The sequence below is a fragment of the Actinoplanes sp. NPDC048796 genome (genome assembly GCF_040650035.1).
Lineage (GTDB): Bacteria > Actinomycetota > Actinomycetes > Mycobacteriales > Micromonosporaceae > Actinoplanes.
In genome coordinates this window covers 532,257-550,343 of record NZ_JBEZGO010000004.1, presented here as the reverse complement: position 1 = coordinate 550,343, position 18,087 = coordinate 532,257, and the positions used below count along the sequence as shown (strand labels likewise).

18 protein-coding genes and 2 pseudogenes are annotated in these 18,087 nt (G+C 71.6%); 8 read left to right on the top strand and 12 right to left on the bottom strand.

The genetic code is table 11. The annotated features are described in order from the left end of the window. Positions 1-242: 242 nt before the first annotated feature. The gene (locus AB0C26_RS21250) at positions 243-620 is read right to left on the bottom strand and encodes a DUF427 domain-containing protein (protein ID WP_360249768.1); all 378 of its coding nucleotides are present in this window, start codon (positions 618-620) and stop codon (positions 243-245) included. 187 nt (positions 621-807) lie between these two features. Here AB0C26_RS21250 and AB0C26_RS21245 point away from each other — a divergent pair, with 187 nt between their 5' ends. The 6 genes from AB0C26_RS21245 (at position 808) to AB0C26_RS21220 (ending at position 3,316) form a co-directional block, all read left to right on the top strand. Then, on the top strand, positions 808-1,152 hold the full coding sequence (locus AB0C26_RS21245) for a hypothetical protein (protein WP_360249766.1): 345 nt from the start codon (positions 808-810) through the stop codon (positions 1,150-1,152). A gap of 63 nt (positions 1,153-1,215) precedes the next feature. Then, positions 1,216-1,680, top strand: coding sequence for a YbaK/EbsC family protein (locus AB0C26_RS21240; protein ID WP_360249763.1), 465 nt, complete (start codon positions 1,216-1,218; stop codon positions 1,678-1,680). 30 nt (positions 1,681-1,710) lie between these two features. Further along, positions 1,711-2,070 (top strand): UBP-type zinc finger domain-containing protein, encoded by a 360-nt coding sequence (locus AB0C26_RS21235; RefSeq protein ID WP_360249761.1) that lies wholly within the window; start codon positions 1,711-1,713, stop codon positions 2,068-2,070. A gap of 100 nt (positions 2,071-2,170) precedes the next feature. Continuing rightward, positions 2,171-2,740, top strand: a complete 570-nt coding sequence (locus tag AB0C26_RS21230) for a DUF2087 domain-containing protein (RefSeq protein WP_360249758.1) — start codon at positions 2,171-2,173, stop codon at positions 2,738-2,740. Next, positions 2,737-2,967: a DUF6959 family protein gene (locus tag AB0C26_RS21225; RefSeq protein ID WP_360249755.1), complete on the top strand. Its 231-nt coding sequence runs from the start codon at positions 2,737-2,739 to the stop codon at positions 2,965-2,967. The genes AB0C26_RS21230 and AB0C26_RS21225 overlap by 4 nt, the downstream gene beginning before the upstream one ends. A gap of 133 nt (positions 2,968-3,100) precedes the next feature. After that, entirely contained in the window at positions 3,101-3,316 is a 216-nt protein-coding gene (locus AB0C26_RS21220) for a hypothetical protein (protein ID WP_360249752.1), read from the top strand. Between the two features lie 7 nt (positions 3,317-3,323). Here the strand turns inward: AB0C26_RS21220 and AB0C26_RS21215 are convergent, their stop codons facing one another. The 8 genes and pseudogenes from AB0C26_RS21215 to AB0C26_RS21180 all read right to left on the bottom strand — a co-directional run bounded on the left by AB0C26_RS21215 (position 3,324) and on the right by AB0C26_RS21180 (position 12,073). Then, entirely contained in the window at positions 3,324-3,773 is a 450-nt protein-coding gene (locus AB0C26_RS21215; protein ID WP_360249749.1) for a hemerythrin domain-containing protein, read from the bottom strand. Positions 3,774-3,784: 11 nt separating this feature from the next. Then, on the bottom strand, positions 3,785-4,972 hold the full coding sequence (locus AB0C26_RS21210) for an MFS transporter (protein WP_360250021.1): 1,188 nt from the start codon (positions 4,970-4,972) through the stop codon (positions 3,785-3,787). A 6-nt stretch (positions 4,973-4,978) separates the two neighbouring features. Beyond that, positions 4,979-5,647 (bottom strand): annotated as a pseudogene (gene narI, locus AB0C26_RS21205) (respiratory nitrate reductase subunit gamma); the annotation flags it as partial. Further along, entirely contained in the window at positions 5,644-6,219 is a 576-nt protein-coding gene (gene narJ / locus AB0C26_RS21200) for a nitrate reductase molybdenum cofactor assembly chaperone (RefSeq protein WP_360249746.1), read from the bottom strand. The pseudogene narI and the gene narJ, both read right to left, overlap by 4 nt. Beyond that, positions 6,216-7,697 carry a nitrate reductase subunit beta gene (narH, locus tag AB0C26_RS21195; protein ID WP_360249743.1) on the bottom strand — a complete coding sequence of 494 codons (1,482 nt, stop codon included), beginning with the start codon at positions 7,695-7,697 and terminating at the stop codon, positions 6,216-6,218. The genes narJ and narH overlap by 4 nt, the downstream gene beginning before the upstream one ends. After that, positions 7,697-11,278 carry a nitrate reductase subunit alpha gene (locus tag AB0C26_RS21190; protein ID WP_360250018.1) on the bottom strand — a complete coding sequence of 1,194 codons (3,582 nt, stop codon included), beginning with the start codon at positions 11,276-11,278 and terminating at the stop codon, positions 7,697-7,699. Before AB0C26_RS21190 ends, narH begins: the two co-directional genes overlap by 1 nt. Positions 11,279-11,354: 76 nt before the next feature. Next, complete coding sequence (locus AB0C26_RS21185) at positions 11,355-11,822, bottom strand: GNAT family N-acetyltransferase (protein ID WP_360249741.1); 468 nt, start codon at positions 11,820-11,822, stop codon at positions 11,355-11,357. 116 nt (positions 11,823-11,938) lie between these two features. After that, positions 11,939-12,073, bottom strand: coding sequence for a hypothetical protein (locus tag AB0C26_RS21180; RefSeq protein ID WP_360249739.1), 135 nt, complete (start codon positions 12,071-12,073; stop codon positions 11,939-11,941). A 140-nt stretch (positions 12,074-12,213) separates the two neighbouring features. Here AB0C26_RS21180 and AB0C26_RS21175 point away from each other — a divergent pair, with 140 nt between their 5' ends. After that, complete coding sequence (locus AB0C26_RS21175; protein WP_360249736.1) at positions 12,214-13,494, top strand: hypothetical protein; 1,281 nt, start codon at positions 12,214-12,216, stop codon at positions 13,492-13,494. On the opposite strand, the gene AB0C26_RS21170 is transcribed toward AB0C26_RS21175, so the two are convergent. After that, positions 13,485-13,787, bottom strand: coding sequence for a putative quinol monooxygenase (locus AB0C26_RS21170; RefSeq protein ID WP_360249733.1), 303 nt, complete (start codon positions 13,785-13,787; stop codon positions 13,485-13,487). The two genes, AB0C26_RS21175 and AB0C26_RS21170, sit on opposite strands and share 10 nt — an antisense overlap. Positions 13,788-13,962: 175 nt before the next feature. Next, positions 13,963-15,783, bottom strand: coding sequence for a glycoside hydrolase family 15 protein (locus tag AB0C26_RS21165; protein ID WP_360249730.1), 1,821 nt, complete (start codon positions 15,781-15,783; stop codon positions 13,963-13,965). Positions 15,784-15,859: 76 nt separating this feature from the next. Here AB0C26_RS21165 and AB0C26_RS21160 point away from each other — a divergent pair. After that, positions 15,860-17,036 (top strand): annotated as a pseudogene (locus tag AB0C26_RS21160) (lipid II flippase MurJ). Between the two features lie 229 nt (positions 17,037-17,265). On the opposite strand, the gene AB0C26_RS21155 reads toward AB0C26_RS21160, so the two are convergent. Next, positions 17,266-18,063: a M15 family metallopeptidase gene (locus tag AB0C26_RS21155; RefSeq protein WP_360249727.1), complete on the bottom strand. Its 798-nt coding sequence runs from the start codon at positions 18,061-18,063 to the stop codon at positions 17,266-17,268. Between the last annotated feature and the right edge of the window lie 24 nt (positions 18,064-18,087).

Here is an 18,087-nt window from a genome sequence, read left to right as displayed (position 1 = left end):
CGGACGACGGTGCCTCGCGTTCCTGTGCCCGCGCTATGTCCTGCCTGTGGGGCCGCTCGGCTGACCGGCGGCCGGCGCAACAGGCGACCCCTTTCGAGGTAACAGCGGCCCGGCTTGACCGCCAAGCCGGGCCGTACCGGATCTGCTTGATCCGTGCCGTTCCTCCGTTTGCTCGCGCTCCTGCTGCTGCTGTCCGCCCTGCTGGGGGTGGGCCGGAGCGCGGCGGTGACGATGGCCCCCGCTCAGTCCTCGATCGAGATCGAGTCGACCCGGTCGGGGTAGAACGCCACATGGTCCTTGATCTCGGCCACCGCCGGGCGCGGGTCGCGGTAGACCCAGATGGCGTCCACCGACTTCTCGCCGCCGGCCGGGATCGAGTAGTAGCTGGCGTCGCCCTTGTAGGGGCAGTAGCTCTCGGTCTGACTGTCGGCCAGCAGCGACTGGTCGACGTCGCTGAGCGGGATGTACGGCACCGCCGGATACGTCGACTCCTGCAGCGTCAGAGCGTTGCGGGTGTCGGCGACGACCTTGCCGCCGACGGTGACCACGATGTGCGCCGGGTTCGGCGTGATCGTGATCGGGTGGTCCGGTCCGGGTTCCAGGACGGGCTTGCCGGTCATGCGGAGCTCCTTCGCTCATGATCTTCGCTTTGCACATTGTTTCTCGGCGCGCAGCCGATCGTCCAAAATCCGGCCGGTCATCCAGGGCCTCCTCGACCGAACGCCCCAAAGGTGGCTGTTGCCAGGTATGCGGCTTACGAGCGTGATGGCCTGTAGGCGAACACATCGGCTCGAGGAAAGGTGAGACATGAAAACCGCAACGCGGATCCTGACACTCGTCGGACTGAGCCTGGTCACGGGCGTGACGATCGGTGCGGGTCCCGCACAGGCGGCCACGGCTGCCTCGTCTCCGCAGGGCGCGACGCAGACCCAGGTGCGCCCGTGGGACGACGACGATGACGACGTGGCCGGCTACTACGACAGCCGCCGTGACTGCGAGCGCGCCGGCTGGCGTGGCGAGCGTCGCGGCTGGTGGGAGGACTCGGACTGCGAGTACGTCTGGCGTGGCCCGCACCGCGGCGACTGGAAGCTCACGGTCGACCGGGACGACGACCACGACGACTGGCGGGACCACCGCCGGGGTCGCGACTGAACGCGCGTAGAACAGGCCACATCCGCTTCGGATGTGGCCTGTTCGCTGTCTACGGTTGATCACATGTCGAATCCCGCCGAAACCGCCGCCCTCGCGCTGGGCGTCTCCGCCAAGCTGCTGCGCCACGGACCCGTCGCCAGCGTCGCCGAGGCCGCCCGGGCCCAGGGCGTCGAGATCCAGGATCTGGTCAAGACCTTGGTGGTACGGCGGGCCGACGGCGACTACGTGCTCGTGCTGGTCCCGGGCGACCGGCAGATCTCCTGGCCCAAGCTGCGCGCCCTGCTCGGCGTGAACCGCCTCTCGATGCCCGACGCCGCCACCGCGCTGGCCGCCACCGGATACGAGCGCGGCACGATCACCCCGTTCGGCGCCGCCGGCGACTGGCCGGTCATCGCCGACGAGCGCACCCGCGGCCGCACGATCAACCTGGGCGCCGGCGAGCGCGGGGTGGGCCTTCAGGTCGCGGCCGACGAGGCGGTCGCCGCCCTGGGCGGGCAGTTCGCCGATGTGACGGACGATGCAGCCTGACGCATGTGTCGCTCGGGTAGGTTGCTCCTCGTGACCAGCGAAGTGACGAACGACCCGATCCAGCCCCACGTCCCGCCGTCCGGCACCGGCTGCGTCGAGTGCCTCGAGGCCGACGGATGGTGGTTCCACCTGCGCCGCTGCGCCCAGTGCGGGCACATCGGCTGCTGCGACTCCTCCCCGTCGCAGCACGCCAGCGCGCACTGGCGCGAGACCGGCCACCCGATCATCCAGTCCTTCGAGCCCGGCGAGGACTGGTTCTGGGACTTCAGCACCGAGGAGGCGGGCAACGGCCCGCGCCTGGCCCCGGCCGACAGCCACCCGATCGACCAGCCGGCGCCCGGCCCGGCCGGCGCCGTCCCCGCGGACTGGAAGCACCACCTGCACCGCTGACGGCGGTGTGCCGTTCGCGCTGACCGGTGGCCGGCCGCCGGTCAGCGGGGCCGCCCGAAATGGGGTCGCGCGCCGAGCCGTGCCGCCCTACGGTGACGGGATGTCCGCCGACGCCGCCCGTGCGGCCGAAATGCTCAGCCAGCTCGCCGTCCCGCACCGCTTGGCGGCGTACGCCGAACTGGTGCGCCGGGGCGCCGAGGGCGCCACGATCGCCGAGCTGGCCTTCACCATCGACGTCCCGGTCCAGAAGGCGGGCGAGAGCCTGGCCCGCCTGGTCGCGGCGGGCCTGGCCACCGGAACGGGCAACGGCGTCTACCGGGCCGACGCCGGCGCCCTGCGCGAGGCGGCCTCCGCGGTGGACGCCCTCCAGCCGATGGCCCCGCTGCTGCGCGACTATCCCCAGCTGCGCGGCAACTTCGCCCACGGCCGCCTCACGAGCCTGCCACCGACGCTGGGCGAACGCTACGAGCTGATCGGCGAGCTGTTCGCCCGCTACCTGGCCCTGGACGGCCTCTGCGACGAGGATCAGATCAACACCCGCCTGGCCCAGGTGACGGACGACGTCGCGGGCGTACGCCGGATGCTCGTCGACACGGGCTGGCTGGAACGCGACCGGGCCGGCACGACGTACGGCCCCGGCCGCCCGTTACCCGCCCAGCTGACGCCGTGACCGGCGAGAGCGCCCACATCCTGGCCCGCGAGGGCAACCTCGCGGTGACCCACCTGCCCGGCCGAGCCCATCCCGGCATCCACATCCAGGGCGACACCTTCCTCGAGCTCCACCGCCAGCTCACCGCCGCGGCCGCCAGCGTGCACGACGCCCCCGCCGAGCTCGAGGACGCGATCGCGGAGCTGACCGCCATACGCACCTTCTACGAGGAACGCTTGCGGTGCTGAGCCGCGGGCACTTCGGTGCCTCGCCCATCAGCGCGCGGAGCGCCTCGGCGTAGGCCCGGCTGCGGCGGGCGGGGCAGGCGGGTCGACGCGGCGGGCGATGGGCAACGACCCGCGGGCCGTGGAGAGTGACGTCATGACGTGCATCGTGGGGATCACGGATGGGCGTACGGTGACGGTGGGCGGGGACTCGGCGGGCAGCGACGGATGGCACGTGGTCGCCCTGGGGTCGCTGCACTCCACGGCCAGGTCGTCCGCCGGCAGCCGGCACCGTGCGGTCATGGCCCTCGAAACGGCGGCCGAGCTCACCGAGGGTGTCCGGCCGCCGTTCACGGTGGTGGAGTCGGAGTGAACGGGGGTCAGCTTGCCTGTGAGACCGCGGCCCGGACCTTGTCGACCGTGTCCCAGTCGGTGCCGGTGAGGGTGGTCAGGGCGGCCGGGAAGACGCCGTCCTGCTCCTTGAGGATGTGGTCTCTCAGGAGGTCCAGGGTCACGATCAGGCGGTGCGGCCACGCCGGGTCGGTGGGGGTGCCGTGGGCGGCCTCGGCCAGGACGGCCTCCACGTGGCGGTGCTCGGACTCCAGGGCGTGGATCTGGTCGGGGAAGTCGCCGGCCAGCAAGGGGAACAGGCCGTGCTCCTCCACTTCGGTGTGTGGGCCGAGGACGGCGGCGATCTCGCGGGACAGGGCCGCCATCCGGCCGGGATCGGTGGTGGTACGGACGGTGCTGATCAGGGCGACGACGGTGTCGTGTTCGCGGGTCAGCTCCTCGATGGCGGTGACCGACTGGCAGCCGCAGTATTCGCACATGGGTGAGTCCTTCAGGCGGTGGCCGCGCGGCGGCGGCCCACGGAGATGAGGTCCAGGGCCAGGGCGGCCAGCGCCACGATCGCCAGGAGGACCAGGCCGAGGGCGTACGAGTGGTAGCTGCCGTAGACGGCGCCCATGATGAGCGGGGGGACGAAGCCGCCGACGCCGCCGGCCGCGCCGACGACGCCGGTCACCGAGCCGACCTGGTTGGCGGGCGCCTTCTGGGCCACCAGGGCGAAGGTGGCGCCGCTTCCGGTGCCCAGGGCGGCCGCCATCAGCAGGAAGGCGGCCGTGCCGACGGGGGCCAGGCCGGGGGTGAAGGCCTGCACCAGGGCGCCGCCGACGACGGCGGCCAGGCTCAGGGCCAGGACGCGGCTGGCGGCGACGCGGTCGGAGAGCCAGCCGCCGACCGGGCGCATCAGGACCGCCAGCAGGACGAAGCCGGCCATGCGGTTGGCGGCGTCGGCGTGGGTCAGGCCGTAGGCGTTCTTCAGGTACGCGGGCAGGTAGACCGAGAAGGCGACGTAGCCGCCGAAGGCGACCGCGTACAGGGCCGCGGCCTGCCAGGTGATGCGCAGCCGGACGGTGGCGCCCAGGCGTGACGTGAACGGGGTCGTGGGGACGGCGCGGCCGGGGGCGTCGCGCAGCACCAGCCAGGCGATGACGGCGTACACCGCCAGGACGGCCGCCGTCAGCAGGAACGGGGTGCGCAGGGTGCTCGCGTCGACCAGCTTGACCGTGGTGAGGGCGCTGATCGCGGTGCCACCCATGCCCATGCCGAAGACACCCACGGCGAAGCCGCGGCGTGACGGCGGGAACCAGGCGTTGACGAACGGGACGCCCACGGCGAAGGCGGTGCCGCCGATGCCGAGGAAGAAGCCGCCGATCAGCAGGGCGGCCAGCGAATCGTGGCCGAGCAGGCCCAGGTAGAGCACCGGGACGATCGTCGCCAGCGACACCAGCGGGAACATCACGCGGCCGCCGAAGCGGTCGGTCAGCGCGCCGACCGGGATCCGGCCGAGCGAGCCCACCACCACCGGCACGGCCACCAGCAGCGACTGCTGGAAGGAGCTCAGGCGCAGGTCGGTGGTGAACGTCGCGGCCAGCGGGCTGAGCAGCGCCCACGCCCAGAAGTTCACCGCGAAGCCGATGGTGGCCAGGGCGAGCATGACGCCCGGCCGATTCCGAGTTGTGCTCATGGTGGTCCGCCTTCCGCGGTAGACGACGTAGGGGCGCCAGAGGTACGCCATGGGGGCCGACCACACGTGCACGAGGCGGGTGAACGGCCACAGGGCCAGGAACAGGAAGCCGCCCACGGCGTGCAGCTGGTAGACGAGCGGGGCGCCGGTCATCAGCGACGTGTGCGGCTGGAACCAGAAGATGCCGCGGAACCAGACGGCGATCGTCTCCCGGTAGTCGTAGCCGCCGCCGAGCAGGTTGCGGCCGATCGTGGCCGACATGCCCAGCGCGACCATGAGCGCGAGGAACGCATACAGCACCTTGTCCATGGTTGTGGTGACCCGCCGGACGCGGCCGCTGACGAGCCTGCGGGCGATCAGCAGGGCCAGGCCCACGACCAGCATCAGGCCGGTCACCGTGCCGGCCGAGACCGAGACCAGGTGGTACGCGTGTTCGGAGACGCCGATCGCCGCGGTGGCCGAGGCCGGGACGACCAGGCCGAGCGCGTGCCCGCCGATGACGCCGAACGCGCCCAGGTGGAACAGGGGCGAGCCGAGCCGCAGCAGGCGGTTCTCCAGGAGCTGGCTCGTGTGCGTCGTCCAGCCGAACTGGTCGCGCCGCCACCGCCAGATGTGCCCGGCCACGAAGACCGCGAGGCAGGCGTACGGCAGCACGACCCACACCAGCGTGCTCATTTGTATCCCTCCACAGACACGCCGACGCTTTCCACCGGCGGCCCGTCGACGGCCAGCGCGGTGATCGCGGCCAGGTCGTCGCCGGTGAGCGGCGGCAGGATCGCGCAGACCGCTTCGAGCAGTTCTCGGTACGGCGAACCCGACTCGCTCAGCGCCGACCGGAGCAGTTCGAGCCCCTGCCGGTGCTGGCGCAGCGGGGCCTCCCCGTCGCCGGGACCGGCCACCGCCGCGAACTCCAGCACCACCGGCAGCAGGTCGGGCAGCTCGCCACCGGCCAGGGTCAGGCCATGGGCGCGGTAGCGCTGCTTCAGCACGAGCAGGGCCATGCCGCGCTTGCGGGTGTCGCCGTGCAGGTAGTAGGTGAGGTAGAGCCCGGAGCGCCGGCGCAGGTCGAAGGTCTGCACGTAGTGCCGCTGGCAGTCGATCAGGGGCGTGCCGAGCAGCCAGTCCAGGAAGGCCGTGATCGGCTCGTTGCCGGCCGCCGCCGCCCGCAGCTCCGGCGCGGCCGCCAGCAGTTCCTCGTCCGGGTAGGTGAGCAGCAGCGAGGCCAGCTGGAACGTCCGGGCCCTCATGACCGCACCCGCAGACCGCCGGCCGGGAAGAACGGGCCGGCCTCGGAGCCGACCGGGCAGGCCACCTCCTCCTCGAGCGCGGCCGCGTCGGCCGACAGGGCGGCCGGCACCACGTACCGGTCGCCGTACTTGGCCACGGCCAGCAGCCGGTACATGGCCTCGACCTGCTCGGCGTCCATCCCGATGGTGTCCAGCAGGTCCTGGGTGACGGTGCCGTCGAGGGTGCGGGCCCGCATGTAGGAGCGCATCGCGGCCAGCTTCATCAGCACCCCGCCGACCGCGGCCGCGTCTCCGGCGGTGAACAGCTCGGCCAGGTATTCGACCGGGATCCGCAGCTCGTCGATCGTGTGGAAGACCTCGTCGGCGTCGGTGTCGTCGCGCCCGGCGGCCCCGGCCGCGTCCAGCACCGGCGACAGCGGCGGCACGTACCAGACCATCGGCAGCGTGCGGTACTCCGGATGCAGCGGCAGCGCGATCCGGTACTCGCTGATCAGCTTCCAGACCGGGGACGCCTGGGCCGCCTCGATCCACGTCTCGGCGTACCCGGCCTCTCTCGCCGCCTGTCGCACTTGCTCGTCGTACGGGTCGAGGAAGACCCCGCGCTGCGCGTCCAGCAACTCGGACTCGGGCGCCGAGGCCGCGGCGAGCACGGCGTCCTCGTCGTACCACAGCAAGCCCAGATAGCGCAGGCGGCCGACGCAGGTCTCCGAGCAGATGGTGGGCTGACCGGCCTCGATCCGCGGGAAGCAGAAGGTGCACTTCTCGGCCTTGCCGGTCGCGTGATTGACGTAGACCTTCTTGTACGGGCAGCCGGTCACGCACATCCGCCAGCCGCGGCACTTGTCCTGGTCGACCAGCACGATGCCGTCCTGCTCACGCTTGTACATGGCGCCGGACGGGCAGGCCGAGACGCAGGCCGGGTTGAGGCAGTGCTCGCAGATGCGCGGCAGGTGGAACATGAAGGTCTTCTCGAACTCGAACTTCACCTTGCCGGCCATCCGGGCCAGGTTCGGATCGTCCCGGCCGGACTGACCGCCGAGCGAATCCTCCCAGTTGGCGCCCCACGTCACCGCCATCGGCTCGCCGGTCAGGGCCGAGCGCGGCCGCTTGACCGGCGTGTCCTTCAGGCCGCCGGGCGCGCTGACCAGAATGTCCTTGTCGAACGTGGCCGGCTCGTAGTAGTCGTCGATCGACGGCAGGTCCGGGTTGGCGAAGATCCGGCTGAGCCGCTTGACCCGGCCGCCCGAGCGCAGCGTGAGCCGGCCCTTGGCGTCCAGGACCCAGCCGCCCTTCCAGCGTTCCTGGTCCTCGTAGTGCTTCGGATAGCCGATGCCCGGCTTGGTCTCGACGTTGTTGAACCAGACGTACTCGGTGCCTTCCCGGTTGGTCCAGGTCTGCTTGCACGTCACCGAGCAGGTGTGGCAGCCGATGCACTTGTCGAGGTTCATCACCATGGCGACCTGGGCGCGGATGCGCATCAGTACTCCACCTCCTGGGTCCGGCGGCGGATCACGGTGATCTCGTCGCGCTGGCTGCCGATCGGGCCGTAGTAGTTGAAGGCGTACGTGAGCTGGCCGTGCCCGCCGGCCAGGTGGGTGGGCTTGATGAGCAGCCGGGTCATCGAGTTGTGGTATCCGCCGCGGCGGCCCGATTTCTCGGCCTTGGGGACGTTCACCGTGCGCTCGGGGGAGTGGTACTGGAAGACGGTGCCCTCGGGCATGCGGTGGCTGACCACGGCCCGGGCGACGACGACGCCGTTGCGGTTGTGGGCCTCGATCCAGTCGTTGTCGGCCACGCCGATCTTGGCGGCGTCCTGGACGCTCATCCAGATCACCGGGCCACCGCGGGACAGGGCGAGCATGAGCTCGTTGTCGTGGTACATCGAGTGGATGGACCACTTCGCGTGCGGGGTCAGGAAGCGTACGGTCACCCCGCCGTCGACCGCCTCGCCCGGGCCGCCGAAGTGCCGGGCCATGTTCAGCGGGGGCCGGAAGCCGGGCAGCTGCTCACCGAGCTCGGCGATCCAGTCGTGCTCGACGAAGAAGTGCTGCCGGCCGGTGACGGTGTGCCAGGGCTTGAGCCGTTCGACGTTGAGGGTGAACGGCGAGTAGCGGCGGCCGTCCTTCTCCGAACCGGACCACTCGGGGCTGGTGAAGACCGCCTGCGGCGCGCGCTGCGTGTCCTCGTACGTGATGTGGTCCTGCTCGTGCCCCTCGATCAGATCCAGGAACTGTTGCCCGGTGCGCTTCTCGAGCGCGGCGAAGCCGGCGGCGGCGACCCGGCCGTTGGTGGTGCCGGAGAGGGCGAGGATGGCCTCGCACATGCGGTCGGCGGTGGCCAGGGACGGGCGGCCGTCGATGACGCCGTTCTGGTGCTTCAGATAGGCGATCTCGGGGGTGACGTCGACGGTGATCGCCTTGGTGGTGGTGCCGGCCGAGTCGAGCAGCGGGCCGACCGTGCGCATCTTGCGCCCGATCGCGGTGTAGTCCCGTTCGATCTCGACGAGCTTGGGCATCGTCCGGCCGGGGACCGGCTCACACTCGCCGCGCTTCCAGTCGCGGACCCGACCGCCGGGCATGGCCAGCTCGTCCGGGGTGTCGTGCTGCAGCGGCACGGCCAGCACGTCACGGCGTACCCCCAAGTGGGTCTCGGCCAGGTCGGAGACCTTGTCGGCCAGGGCCAGGAACGCGTCGTAGTCGGTGCGCGCGCCGGCCGGCGGCTCGACGGCCGGGCTGAAGGCGTGGACGAACGGGTGCATGTCGGTGGTGGAGATGTCGTTCTTCTCGTACCAGGTGGCGGCCGGCAGGACGAGATCGGAGTGCAGGCCGGTGTTCGTCATCCGGAAGTCCACAGTGGTGAGCAGGTCGAGCTTGCCGGTCGGGGCCTCGTCCCGCCAGGCGACGTCGCGGGGGCGATGGGCGGGGTCGCACTCCTCAGCCGTGGCGGCGCCGTCGACGCCGAGCAGGTGGCGCATGAAGTACTCGTTGCCCTTCCCCGACGAGCCGAGAAGATTGCAGCGCCAGAGGGTGAGGCAGCGCGGGTAGTTGGCCGGGTCGTCGGGGTCTTCCGCCACGCTGGCGAGCTGTCCGCTTCTCAGGGCGCCGACAACGTACTCGTCCACCGGCCGGCCCGCGGCTTCGGCCTCGTCGCAGAGGTCGAGGGGATTGCGGTTGAAGAACGGGTGGCCGGGGGACCAGCCCATGCGCTGGGCGGCCGCGACCGTGTCGGCGAAGGCCATCCCGGCGAACCGGCCCGTGCCGAGCGGGGACGAGAGCTCGTCGGCGGCCACCCGCTCGTAGCGCCACTGGTCGGTGTGCAGGTACCAGAACGGGGTGGCGGCCTGGTGCCGCATGGGGCGCTGCCAGTCGAAGGCGAACGACAGGTGCTGCTGGCCGGTGAGCGGGCGGGCCTTCTCCTGGCCGACGTAGTGGGCCCAGCCCCCGCCGTTGACACCCTGGCAGCCGGTGAGGGTGACCAGGGAGATGAAGGCCCGGTACGTCATGTCGGAGTGGAACCACTGATTGGCGCCGGCGCCCAGCACGATCATCGAGCGGCCCCGGCTGCGTTCGGCGTTGCGGGCGAACTCGCGGGCGATCCGGGTCGCCACGGCGGCGGGAACGCCGGTGATCTGTTCCTGCCAGGCGGGGGTGTTCAGGGTGTCGCCGTAGCCCGGCAGATCGCCCCGCTGCACGCCGTACTGGGCCATGACCAGGTCGAAGACGGTGGTGACGGCGTGGCCGGCGATCCAGCGGATGGGGACGCCGCGCCTGATCGTGGTGCCGCCCTCGGTCTCGCCCACGTCGAACCGGGGAAGGTCGACTTCGACGTTCTCGCCGGGCGTGACCCCCAGGGCCGGGACCACGTCGCCCAGGTCGAGGTTCCAGCGGCCCTCTTCGCCGTACCGGAAACCCAAGGATCCGTTGGGTACGTGTGGTTCGCCGGTGCGTTCGTCGATCAGTACGGTCTTGTGGTCGCCCCGGTCCTGGCCCAGGTCACTTGCGGTGAGGAAGCGGTCGGCGGCCCACACGTCGCCGCTGCGGCGGAGCGTGACCAGGAACGGCAGGTCCGTGTACTTCCGGACGTAGTCCAGGAAGTAGGGGACCTGGCGGTCGACGAAGAACTCCTTGAGGATGACGTGGCCCATCGCCATGGCCAGGGCGCCGTCAGTGCCCGGATGAGGGGCGAGCCAGTCGTCGGCGAACTTCACGTTGTCGGCGTAGTCCGGGCTGACCGCCACGACCTTCGTGCCCCGGTATCGGGCCTCGGCCAGGAAATGCGCGTCCGGGGTGCGGGTCACCGGGATGTTCGAACCCCACATCATCAGGTACGTGGCGTTCCACCAGTCGCCGGCCTCGGGGACGTCCGTCTGGTCGCCCCAGATCTGCGGGGAGGCCACCGGCAGGTCCGCGTACCAGTCGTAGAAGCTCAGCAGCGTCCCGCCCAGCAGCGCGTGATAGCGGGTGCCGGCCGCGAACGAGGCCATCGACATGGCCGGGATGGGCGAGAAACCGACGACCCGGTCCGGCCCGTACGTCTTGGTGGTGTAGACGTGCGCGGCCGCCATCATCTCGATCGCCTCGTCCCAGGAGGCCCGGACGAAGCCGCCGCGGCCGCGCTGCGCCTTGTAGGCCCGCGCCTTCAGCGGCGTCTCCACGATCTCGGCCCACGCCAGCACCGGGTCGTTCAGGCGCTGCCGCGCCTCCCGGAACATCTCGGCCAGGACCCCGCGGACGTACGGGTGGCGCACGCGCGACGGCGAATACTCGTACCACGAGAAGGAAGCCCCCCGCGGGCAGCCGCGCGGCTCGTAGTCGGGCGTCTCGGGCCCGGTCGTCGGATAGTCGGTGGCCTGGTGCTCCCAGGTGATCAGCCCGTCCTTGACGAAGACGTTCCACGAGCAGGAGCCGGTGCAGTTCACCCCGTGCGTCGAGCGGACCACCCGGTCGTACTGCCACCGGTCCCGGTAGAAGGACTCCCATCCGTTCCGGCTGACCTCGTGGAGCGTACGGCCGTGGTCGCCCACGGTCTCCCCGGTCAGAAAGCGGCGGGCCGCCAGCAGCGGCGCGGTTCCGGGCACGACATCGGTCGCGGGTTCTCTGGACACGCCCTCAGCGTGGTCCGCGGTACCCCGAAGGTCAGGAGGAGCAGGTCCCGCCCAGTCCGGGACCTAAGTCCCGAACCGTCTTGTGATAGAGGAACTCGTCCTCGGTCTCGCCGAACCGCCGGTAGCCGAGCCGCTCGTAGAGCCGCCGCGCGCCGTGGTTGTCCTTCTCGACCCCGATGAGCACGGGTACGCCGTCCCGCGCGGCCGCGCGTTCCAGGCCGCGGACGATCTCGGTGCCGAGGCCCCGATTCCGTACGGCCGGATCGAGCTGAATCCCGGCCAGCCGAAGGCCTTCGGCGTCCCGCACCACACGCAGCCGCCCGGCCACGGCCCCATCGACCTCGATGACGGACAGCACGTTGGCGGGATCGGCGTCCACTATGGTCCGCCGGCTCCACTCGACGAAGCGGGCGCGCCACTCCGCGTCGTACCCACCGGCCTCGACCACGATGTCAGCGAGCCGCTCGACATCCGCCACCGTCGCCGGTCTGATGATCACAGCACACCCCCGCCCCCGTCCGGTCCCGCCGATGCTTCAGCGGGACCCGGCCGTTGCCTAACGGTACGGCGAACGGACCCGCCGCGCGTGAACCGACGGCCGGGGTCCCTCGACGCTCAGCGGCCCCGAATCCGCCGGGTCGCGGCCTCGACAGCAGCGGCGGCGGCAAGGACGACGGCGGTCGCGAGAGGCAGCGACACGACATATCCCGCGGCGATCCAATGGCGCTTCATCACAACCTCCGAGTCCACTGGTGACACCCTCAGCAAACGCCCCGGAGCGGACGCCCGGCAGAGGCGGACGGGGGCCGGGCGCGGGCCGTCCGGCCCTGGGCGCGGCTCGGCGGGGATGCTGGGCGGGTGTCGCGGGCCGGGCTTGCTACCGTGCGCTCATGACGGCGGGGGAGCGCGGCAAACGAGTCAGTGGCCTGGTTTTCGCGGCGATCACCGGGGCGCTGGCCGGGGCCGCCGTCGCGGGGCGGCGGCCCGGGCGTGGGGCGATGCTGGGGGCGGCCGCGCTCGCCGCGGCCGAGGCGGTGTCGCGGGCCCGTCAGAAGCCCGGGGAGATTCCGGCCTGGTGGTCGCGAGTGGTCATGAGCGGCGCGCTGGCCGCGCCGGCCGGCTGGCTCGGCGGCCGCGTGACCGGCGCCGGCCCGGTGGCGGTGGGCACGGCGGCCGGGGCGGTCGCCGGGGCGCTGGGCGTGCGGCCGCAGAAGGTGGCGCTGGGTCCCGTGGCCGGAGCCGCCGTGGGGGTCGCGTGGCGCCTGGCGACCCGGCGTGCGGCGCCGCCGGCCGCGGTCGCGGCGAGCGCCGTCGTCGGCTACCGCGCCTTGGCGGCCGTGCTGTTCCGCGATCCGCAGGTGGGTCTGCTCGCCGAACGGGTGCCGGCCGGGGAACTGCCGTTCGTGGTGCCGCTGGAGGCGCGCGCCGGCTACGTCGGCACCGGATACGTGCGGGAGCTGGCCGGCGTGCTCGGCGGCACGTACCAGGCCGGCGCCGACGACGTGGGCATCGTCGCGTCGCTCGACGACCTCGCCGGCCCGCAGTTCGACCCCGCCGGCGTCGACCCGCTGGTGCGGGAGTTCTACGAGCACACGACCCGATTCCGGCTCGACATCGTGCCCGAGTGGCGGCTCTGGGTGCGCCCCGGCTACCTGCTCTACCGCACCTTCGTCGCCCGGCCGCTGGGCCAGGCCAACGTGCCGATGAACCAGCGCGAGACGCAGCGCGGCGTCCGCAGCCGCATCGACACCATCACCCCGCGGGATTCGGAGCTCATCGGCGTACGGGGGTGGATCCGCTCCTTTGCCGACACCGACGAGCCCATCTACGTCGGCATCTACACCACGTACCGCCATGACGGCCGCGGTTACGTGAGCGTCGGTTTCCCCGTACCCCAGGGCAATTTCACCGCGACCCTCCTCCCCGAGCCCCGGCCCGGCGGCGGCCTGGTCCTGACCAGCCGCAGCTCACTGCCGCACCCCGGCCACTACCTGACGTACATCGATCCCGAAACCCGCGACCTGACCACCTTGGCCGTGCACGGCTTCACCGAACAGCTCGACGTCCACGTCGAGGACGGCGTCCTGCGCGCCGACCACGCGTTCTCCCTCTACGGCTTCCCGTTCCTGGTGCTGCGCTACACGATCGAGCACCGTCGTCGTCACGGCTGACCCAGGCCGCCCCGGACCTCGGTCTCCTGACCGAAGAAGTCGCCGGTCAGCATCGGCATGGCCGTCGCGATGGCGGCGCGGGTCTCGGGGAGCTTGAGTGAGTCGTCGTGGTGCTGCTTCGACTCCCAGACCTCGCTCACCCAGATCGTGACGTCGTCGGTGGTGGCGGCGCTGACCAGGTACAGGTGGCAGCCGGCCGCCCGCAGGCCGTCGGCGCCGCCCACGAGCAGGTCGATGACCTCGTCGCGGCGACCGGGCTGGGTCTTCATCGAGGCGATGTATCCGTACGGCATTCCCGCATCCTCACACGTCGGGAAGAGCACGGCCGTGGCGGGTACGCTCCCGGACGAGACGATGATCATTTGACCGGCGTGCCAACGCCGAGATCGGCAGTGCGCTCTTCCTCAGTCCCCGGACCGTGGCATGGCATCTGCGCGAGGTCTTCGCCAAGCTCGGCGTCACGTCACGTCACGTCGCGCCGGGAGCCGGCTTCCGCCCTTCCCTGATCCGGGCCTCGGTCGGCGCGAGGGCCGCGGTCAGCGTACGGGCCGTGTCGATCAGCGGGACGTGGCTGAACGCCTGCGGGAAGTTGCCGACCAGGCGGCCGGCCTCCGTGTCGTACTCCTCGGAGAGCAGGCCCACGTCGTTGCGCAACGCCAGCAGGCGGCTGAAGGTCTCCCGCGCCTGGTCCGCGCGGCCCATCAGCGCGTAGTTGTCGGCCAGCCAGAACGTGCAGGCCAGGAACGCGCCCTCGCCCGGCGGCAGGCCGTCCACGTCCGTGCCGGAATGCTGGGTGTAGCGCTGCACGAAGCCGTCGACCAGCAGGTTCTCCTCGATCGCGGCGACCGTGCCGATCACCCGCTCGTCGTCCGCCGGCAGGAAACCGACCAGCGGAACCATGAGCAACGCCGCGTCGAGCTCGACGGAGCCGTAGTACTGGGTGAAGGTCCGCCGTTTCTTGTCGTACCCCTTGGCCAGAATCTCGGCATGAATCTCGTCGCGGAGCTTCACCCAGCGCTTCAGCGGGCCGGGCAGGCCGAACTCCTGGACCGCCTTGACCGCCCGGTCGGCCGCCACCCAGGCCATCAGCTTGGAGTGCACGAACTGCTTGGGGCCGCCGCGCACCTCCCAGATGCCCTCGTCCGGGTCGCGCCAGTGCTGTTCGACGAATTCCATCAGCTTGCACTGCAGGCCCCACGCCGGGTCGTCGGCCTTCAGCCCGGCGCGGCGGCCCTGGTGCAGGGCGTCCATCACCTCGCCGTAGACGTCGAGCTGGAACTGCCCGGCGGCGGCGTTGCCGATCCGGACGGGATTGCCGTCGTAGCCGGTGAGCCACGTCGCCACGTACTCGTCGAGGCGGCGTTCACCGGCCACGCCGTACATGATCTGAAGCTCGGCCGGGTTGCCGGCGATGGCCCGCAGCAGCCATTTGCGCCAGGCCGTGGCCTCGCTCTGGAAACCCGAGAAGAGCAGGGATTGCAGCGTGATGGTGGCGTCCCGCAGCCAGCAGAACCGGTAGTCCCAGTTGCGGACGCCGCCCAGTTTCTCCGGCAGCGAGGTGGTCGCCGCGGCGACGATGCCGCCGGTCGGCGCGTACGTCAAAGCCTTCAGAGTCAGCAGCGAGCGGACGACGGCGTCGCGCCACTCGCCCTCGTAGGTGCACGCGGAGACCCAGCCCCGCCAGTACCCCTCGGTGACGCCGAGTTCTCTGACCGGGTCGACCGGCTCGGGTGGTGGCAGGTGCGAGGGCCGCCAGGTCAGTACGAACGGGACGGTCTCACCGGGCCCGACGGTGAACTCGGCCCGCGTGGCCATGTTCTCGCCGCGCGTCCGCACCGGCGTCCGCAGCCAGGCGGCGTCCGGGCCGGCGACCGCCACCAGGTCGCCCCGCTCCTGATAGACCCACGGGACGACCTGCCCGTAATCGAATCGCAGGCGCAGCACCATCGTCATGTCGACGCGCCCGCGGACGCCGGTGACGATCCGTACCACCGAAGGCGCCTCGGTGTCGCGGGGCGGCATGAAATCGGTCAGGCGCGCCACGCCGCCGGCGGTCTCGAACTCGGTCTCCAGCACGAGCGTCTCGCCGGCGTAGCGTCGCCGGACCGTGAACTCGCCCTCGGGGGCGATGCTCCAGTGCCCGTTCTCCTCGTCGCCCAGCAGCGCCGCGAAGATCGCCCCGGAGTCGAAACGCGGCACGCACAGCCAGTCGATGGTGCCGTCGCGGCCCACCAGCGCGGCGGTCTGCGTGTCGGCGATGATCGCGTAGTCCTCGATCGGCAGCGCCATGACGACATTGCTTACCCGCGTGCGGCGCCCGCCTACCATGGGCGCGATGACTTCCCTCGGACAGGCCGGCCGCGGCCTGGCGGCGGCGACCCTGGTCTCCCGCGTCGCCGGGTTCGCACGGATCCTCGTGGTGGCCTCGGCCCTGGGGCTCGGCGGCCGGCTGCTCGACGCGTACAACGTCGCGGGGCCACTTCGCCGCCCCCGCGTGGGCTCCGCTGGCCAACAGCGTCGTCGTGATCGCCGTGGGACTGCTGTACCTGGCGGTACCCAGCCTGACCCTGCTGGCCGCCGGCACCACGGCCGGCGTCTTCGCCCAGATGGCGCTGGTGGTGTGGGCCCTGCACCGCGACGGCTTCCCGCTGCGCCCGCGGCTCGACCCGCGCGGCCTCGGCCTGCGCCGGATAGCCCGCCTCGGCGGCTGGGTGCTGCTGTCGGTGGCCGCCGCGCAGGTGCTCCTCGCCGTGGCCACCCGCGCCGCCTCCCTGAGCGGCGACGGCGGCGTCAGCGTCTACCAGAACGCCTCGGCGATCTTCCAGGTGCCGTACGCGGTGATCGCCCTCTCGGTGATGACCGCCATCCTGCCCCGCCTGTCGCGCCACGCCGCCCGCCACGACCTGCCCAGCGTCACCGACGACCTGTCCCGCGCCGTGCGCCTGGCCGTGGTCGTGATGGCCCCGATCGCGGCCGCCATGCTGCTGCTGGGCCCGCGGATCGCCGCGCTGCTGTTCGCCCACGGCAACAGCTCCCCGGCCGCGGTCGACCAGCTGGGCCTGACGGTCGCCGCGTTCGGGGTGGCCCTGGTGCCGTTCACGGCGTACGCCATCCTCCAGCGCGGCTTCTACGCCCTGCAGGACACACGCACCCCAGCCCTGATCACCACCGGCGTCACCGCGGTCGGCGTCCTCGGCTGCCTGGTCGCCGGCGGGACGCTGCCGCCGGCCCGGGTCGTGGTCGCGATCCCGGTGGCGTACGCCCTCGCCTACACCTGCGGCCTGCTCGCCTCGGCCCTCATCCTGCGCCGCCGCCTGGGCCGCCTCGACGGCCACCGCCTGCTGCGCACCCACGCCAAGGTGGCCATCGCCACCGGCGCCGCCGGCATCGCGACCGCGTTGTTGACCGCGGCGGACCCGTTCGCGTGGACGATGGCCGCCGCGGTCGGCGCGGTCCTGTTCCTGGCCGTGGCCAAACTGCTGCATCTGACCGAGATCCGCCAGCTGTACCGGTTGGCCGGCATGTCCTGGCTGCGCGCCTAGCAGTCCCGCCGTTCCCCTGCCGGTCGCTTGGTGTGATGGTTTGTGGCGCAGCGCTACCAGGTCGGACCGGCCGCCGGGTTACGCCTTTCACCTCGAGAAGCTGGCTTCCCGGGACGAGGAGCACTACAGGAATCGCTACGGGACGCCGCACGACGCGTACGAGCGGGTGATGCGGCTCGAGCGCCCTGCCCCGGTGGGCCCGCCCGGGCGGAGGGTTCGTGAACGGGCCTCAACGGTTTGTCAGGCTGAAGTGCATGTAGTCCTTGAGGCTGCGCCAATATCCGCCCCAGTGGTAGCCGTTCCACAGGAACGCTCGGGCCGCGCCCTCCGGGTGGAGCATGCCGACCTGGTACTGGTCGCGGTTCAGGTAGAAGGCGCTGTTGGCGGGGGAGACGCTAGTGCCCCTGATCATCGGGTTCTGGTACGGGTTGATGTCGATCGCCACGCCTGACGCGTGTTCGGAGAGGACCCTGGTGCCGCCCACGTTGCGGCAGCTGTAGGCGGCCGTCACCGTCGCCATGTTCTTCTGGGTGGGGTTGTTGACGCGCATCGGGGCCATGCCGGTGATCCGGAAACGCCAGTTGTACAGGGTGTGGAAGATGTTCTGGACGCGGCGGGCCGCGTCCACGCGGACCACGATGCTGCCGTCGTGGTGGGCGCCGGCGAAATCGATGTAGGAGACCCAGACCTTGCGCAGGCTGGTCGGCAGGACCGGGCAGCGGCGCAGCGGGTTCCAGTTCACCATGCCCGGCGACACCGGCTCGATGTGGCTGCGCCACGGTGGGAGCAGGACCTTCGGCGGGTTGAGGCGCATCACCCCGTCCACCTGGACCGTGGTGTCCGGCGGCAGCTGGTTCCACCGGGCCAGGGTGGCCTTCGAGTGGCCGTACATCCGGGCGATGCTCGCCAGGGTGTCGCCGGGGCGGACCACGTGCCAGAGCGGGGACGCGGCGGCCGGCCGCACGTAAACGGTGAGGACGGCGGCGCACGTGAAGGCGACGAGGGCGGCCAGGGATCTCTTCAGCACGGTTTCCGACCGTACGAAGAGATC

Excerpts from the sequence above, each read along its gene's own strand:
- AB0C26_RS21250 (WP_360249768.1), bottom strand. The coding sequence starts at position 620 with ATGACCGGCAAGCCCGTCCTGGAACCCGGACCGGACCACCCGATCACG.
- AB0C26_RS21245 (WP_360249766.1), top strand. The coding sequence starts at position 808 with ATGAAAACCGCAACGCGGATCCTGACACTCGTCGGACTGAGCCTGGTC.
- AB0C26_RS21240 (WP_360249763.1), top strand. The coding sequence starts at position 1,216 with ATGTCGAATCCCGCCGAAACCGCCGCCCTCGCGCTGGGCGTCTCCGCC.
- AB0C26_RS21230 (WP_360249758.1), top strand. The coding sequence starts at position 2,171 with ATGTCCGCCGACGCCGCCCGTGCGGCCGAAATGCTCAGCCAGCTCGCC.
- AB0C26_RS21220 (WP_360249752.1), top strand. The coding sequence starts at position 3,101 with ATGACGTGCATCGTGGGGATCACGGATGGGCGTACGGTGACGGTGGGC.
- AB0C26_RS21215 (WP_360249749.1), bottom strand. The coding sequence starts at position 3,773 with ATGTGCGAATACTGCGGCTGCCAGTCGGTCACCGCCATCGAGGAGCTG.
- AB0C26_RS21210 (WP_360250021.1), bottom strand. The coding sequence starts at position 4,972 with ATGAGCACAACTCGGAATCGGCCGGGCGTCATGCTCGCCCTGGCCACC.
- narJ (WP_360249746.1), bottom strand. The coding sequence starts at position 6,219 with ATGAGGGCCCGGACGTTCCAGCTGGCCTCGCTGCTGCTCACCTACCCG.
- narH (WP_360249743.1), bottom strand. The coding sequence starts at position 7,697 with ATGCGCATCCGCGCCCAGGTCGCCATGGTGATGAACCTCGACAAGTGC.
- AB0C26_RS21175 (WP_360249736.1), top strand. The coding sequence starts at position 12,214 with ATGACGGCGGGGGAGCGCGGCAAACGAGTCAGTGGCCTGGTTTTCGCG.
- AB0C26_RS21170 (WP_360249733.1), bottom strand. The coding sequence starts at position 13,787 with ATGCCGTACGGATACATCGCCTCGATGAAGACCCAGCCCGGTCGCCGC.
- AB0C26_RS21165 (WP_360249730.1), bottom strand. The coding sequence starts at position 15,783 with ATGGCGCTGCCGATCGAGGACTACGCGATCATCGCCGACACGCAGACC.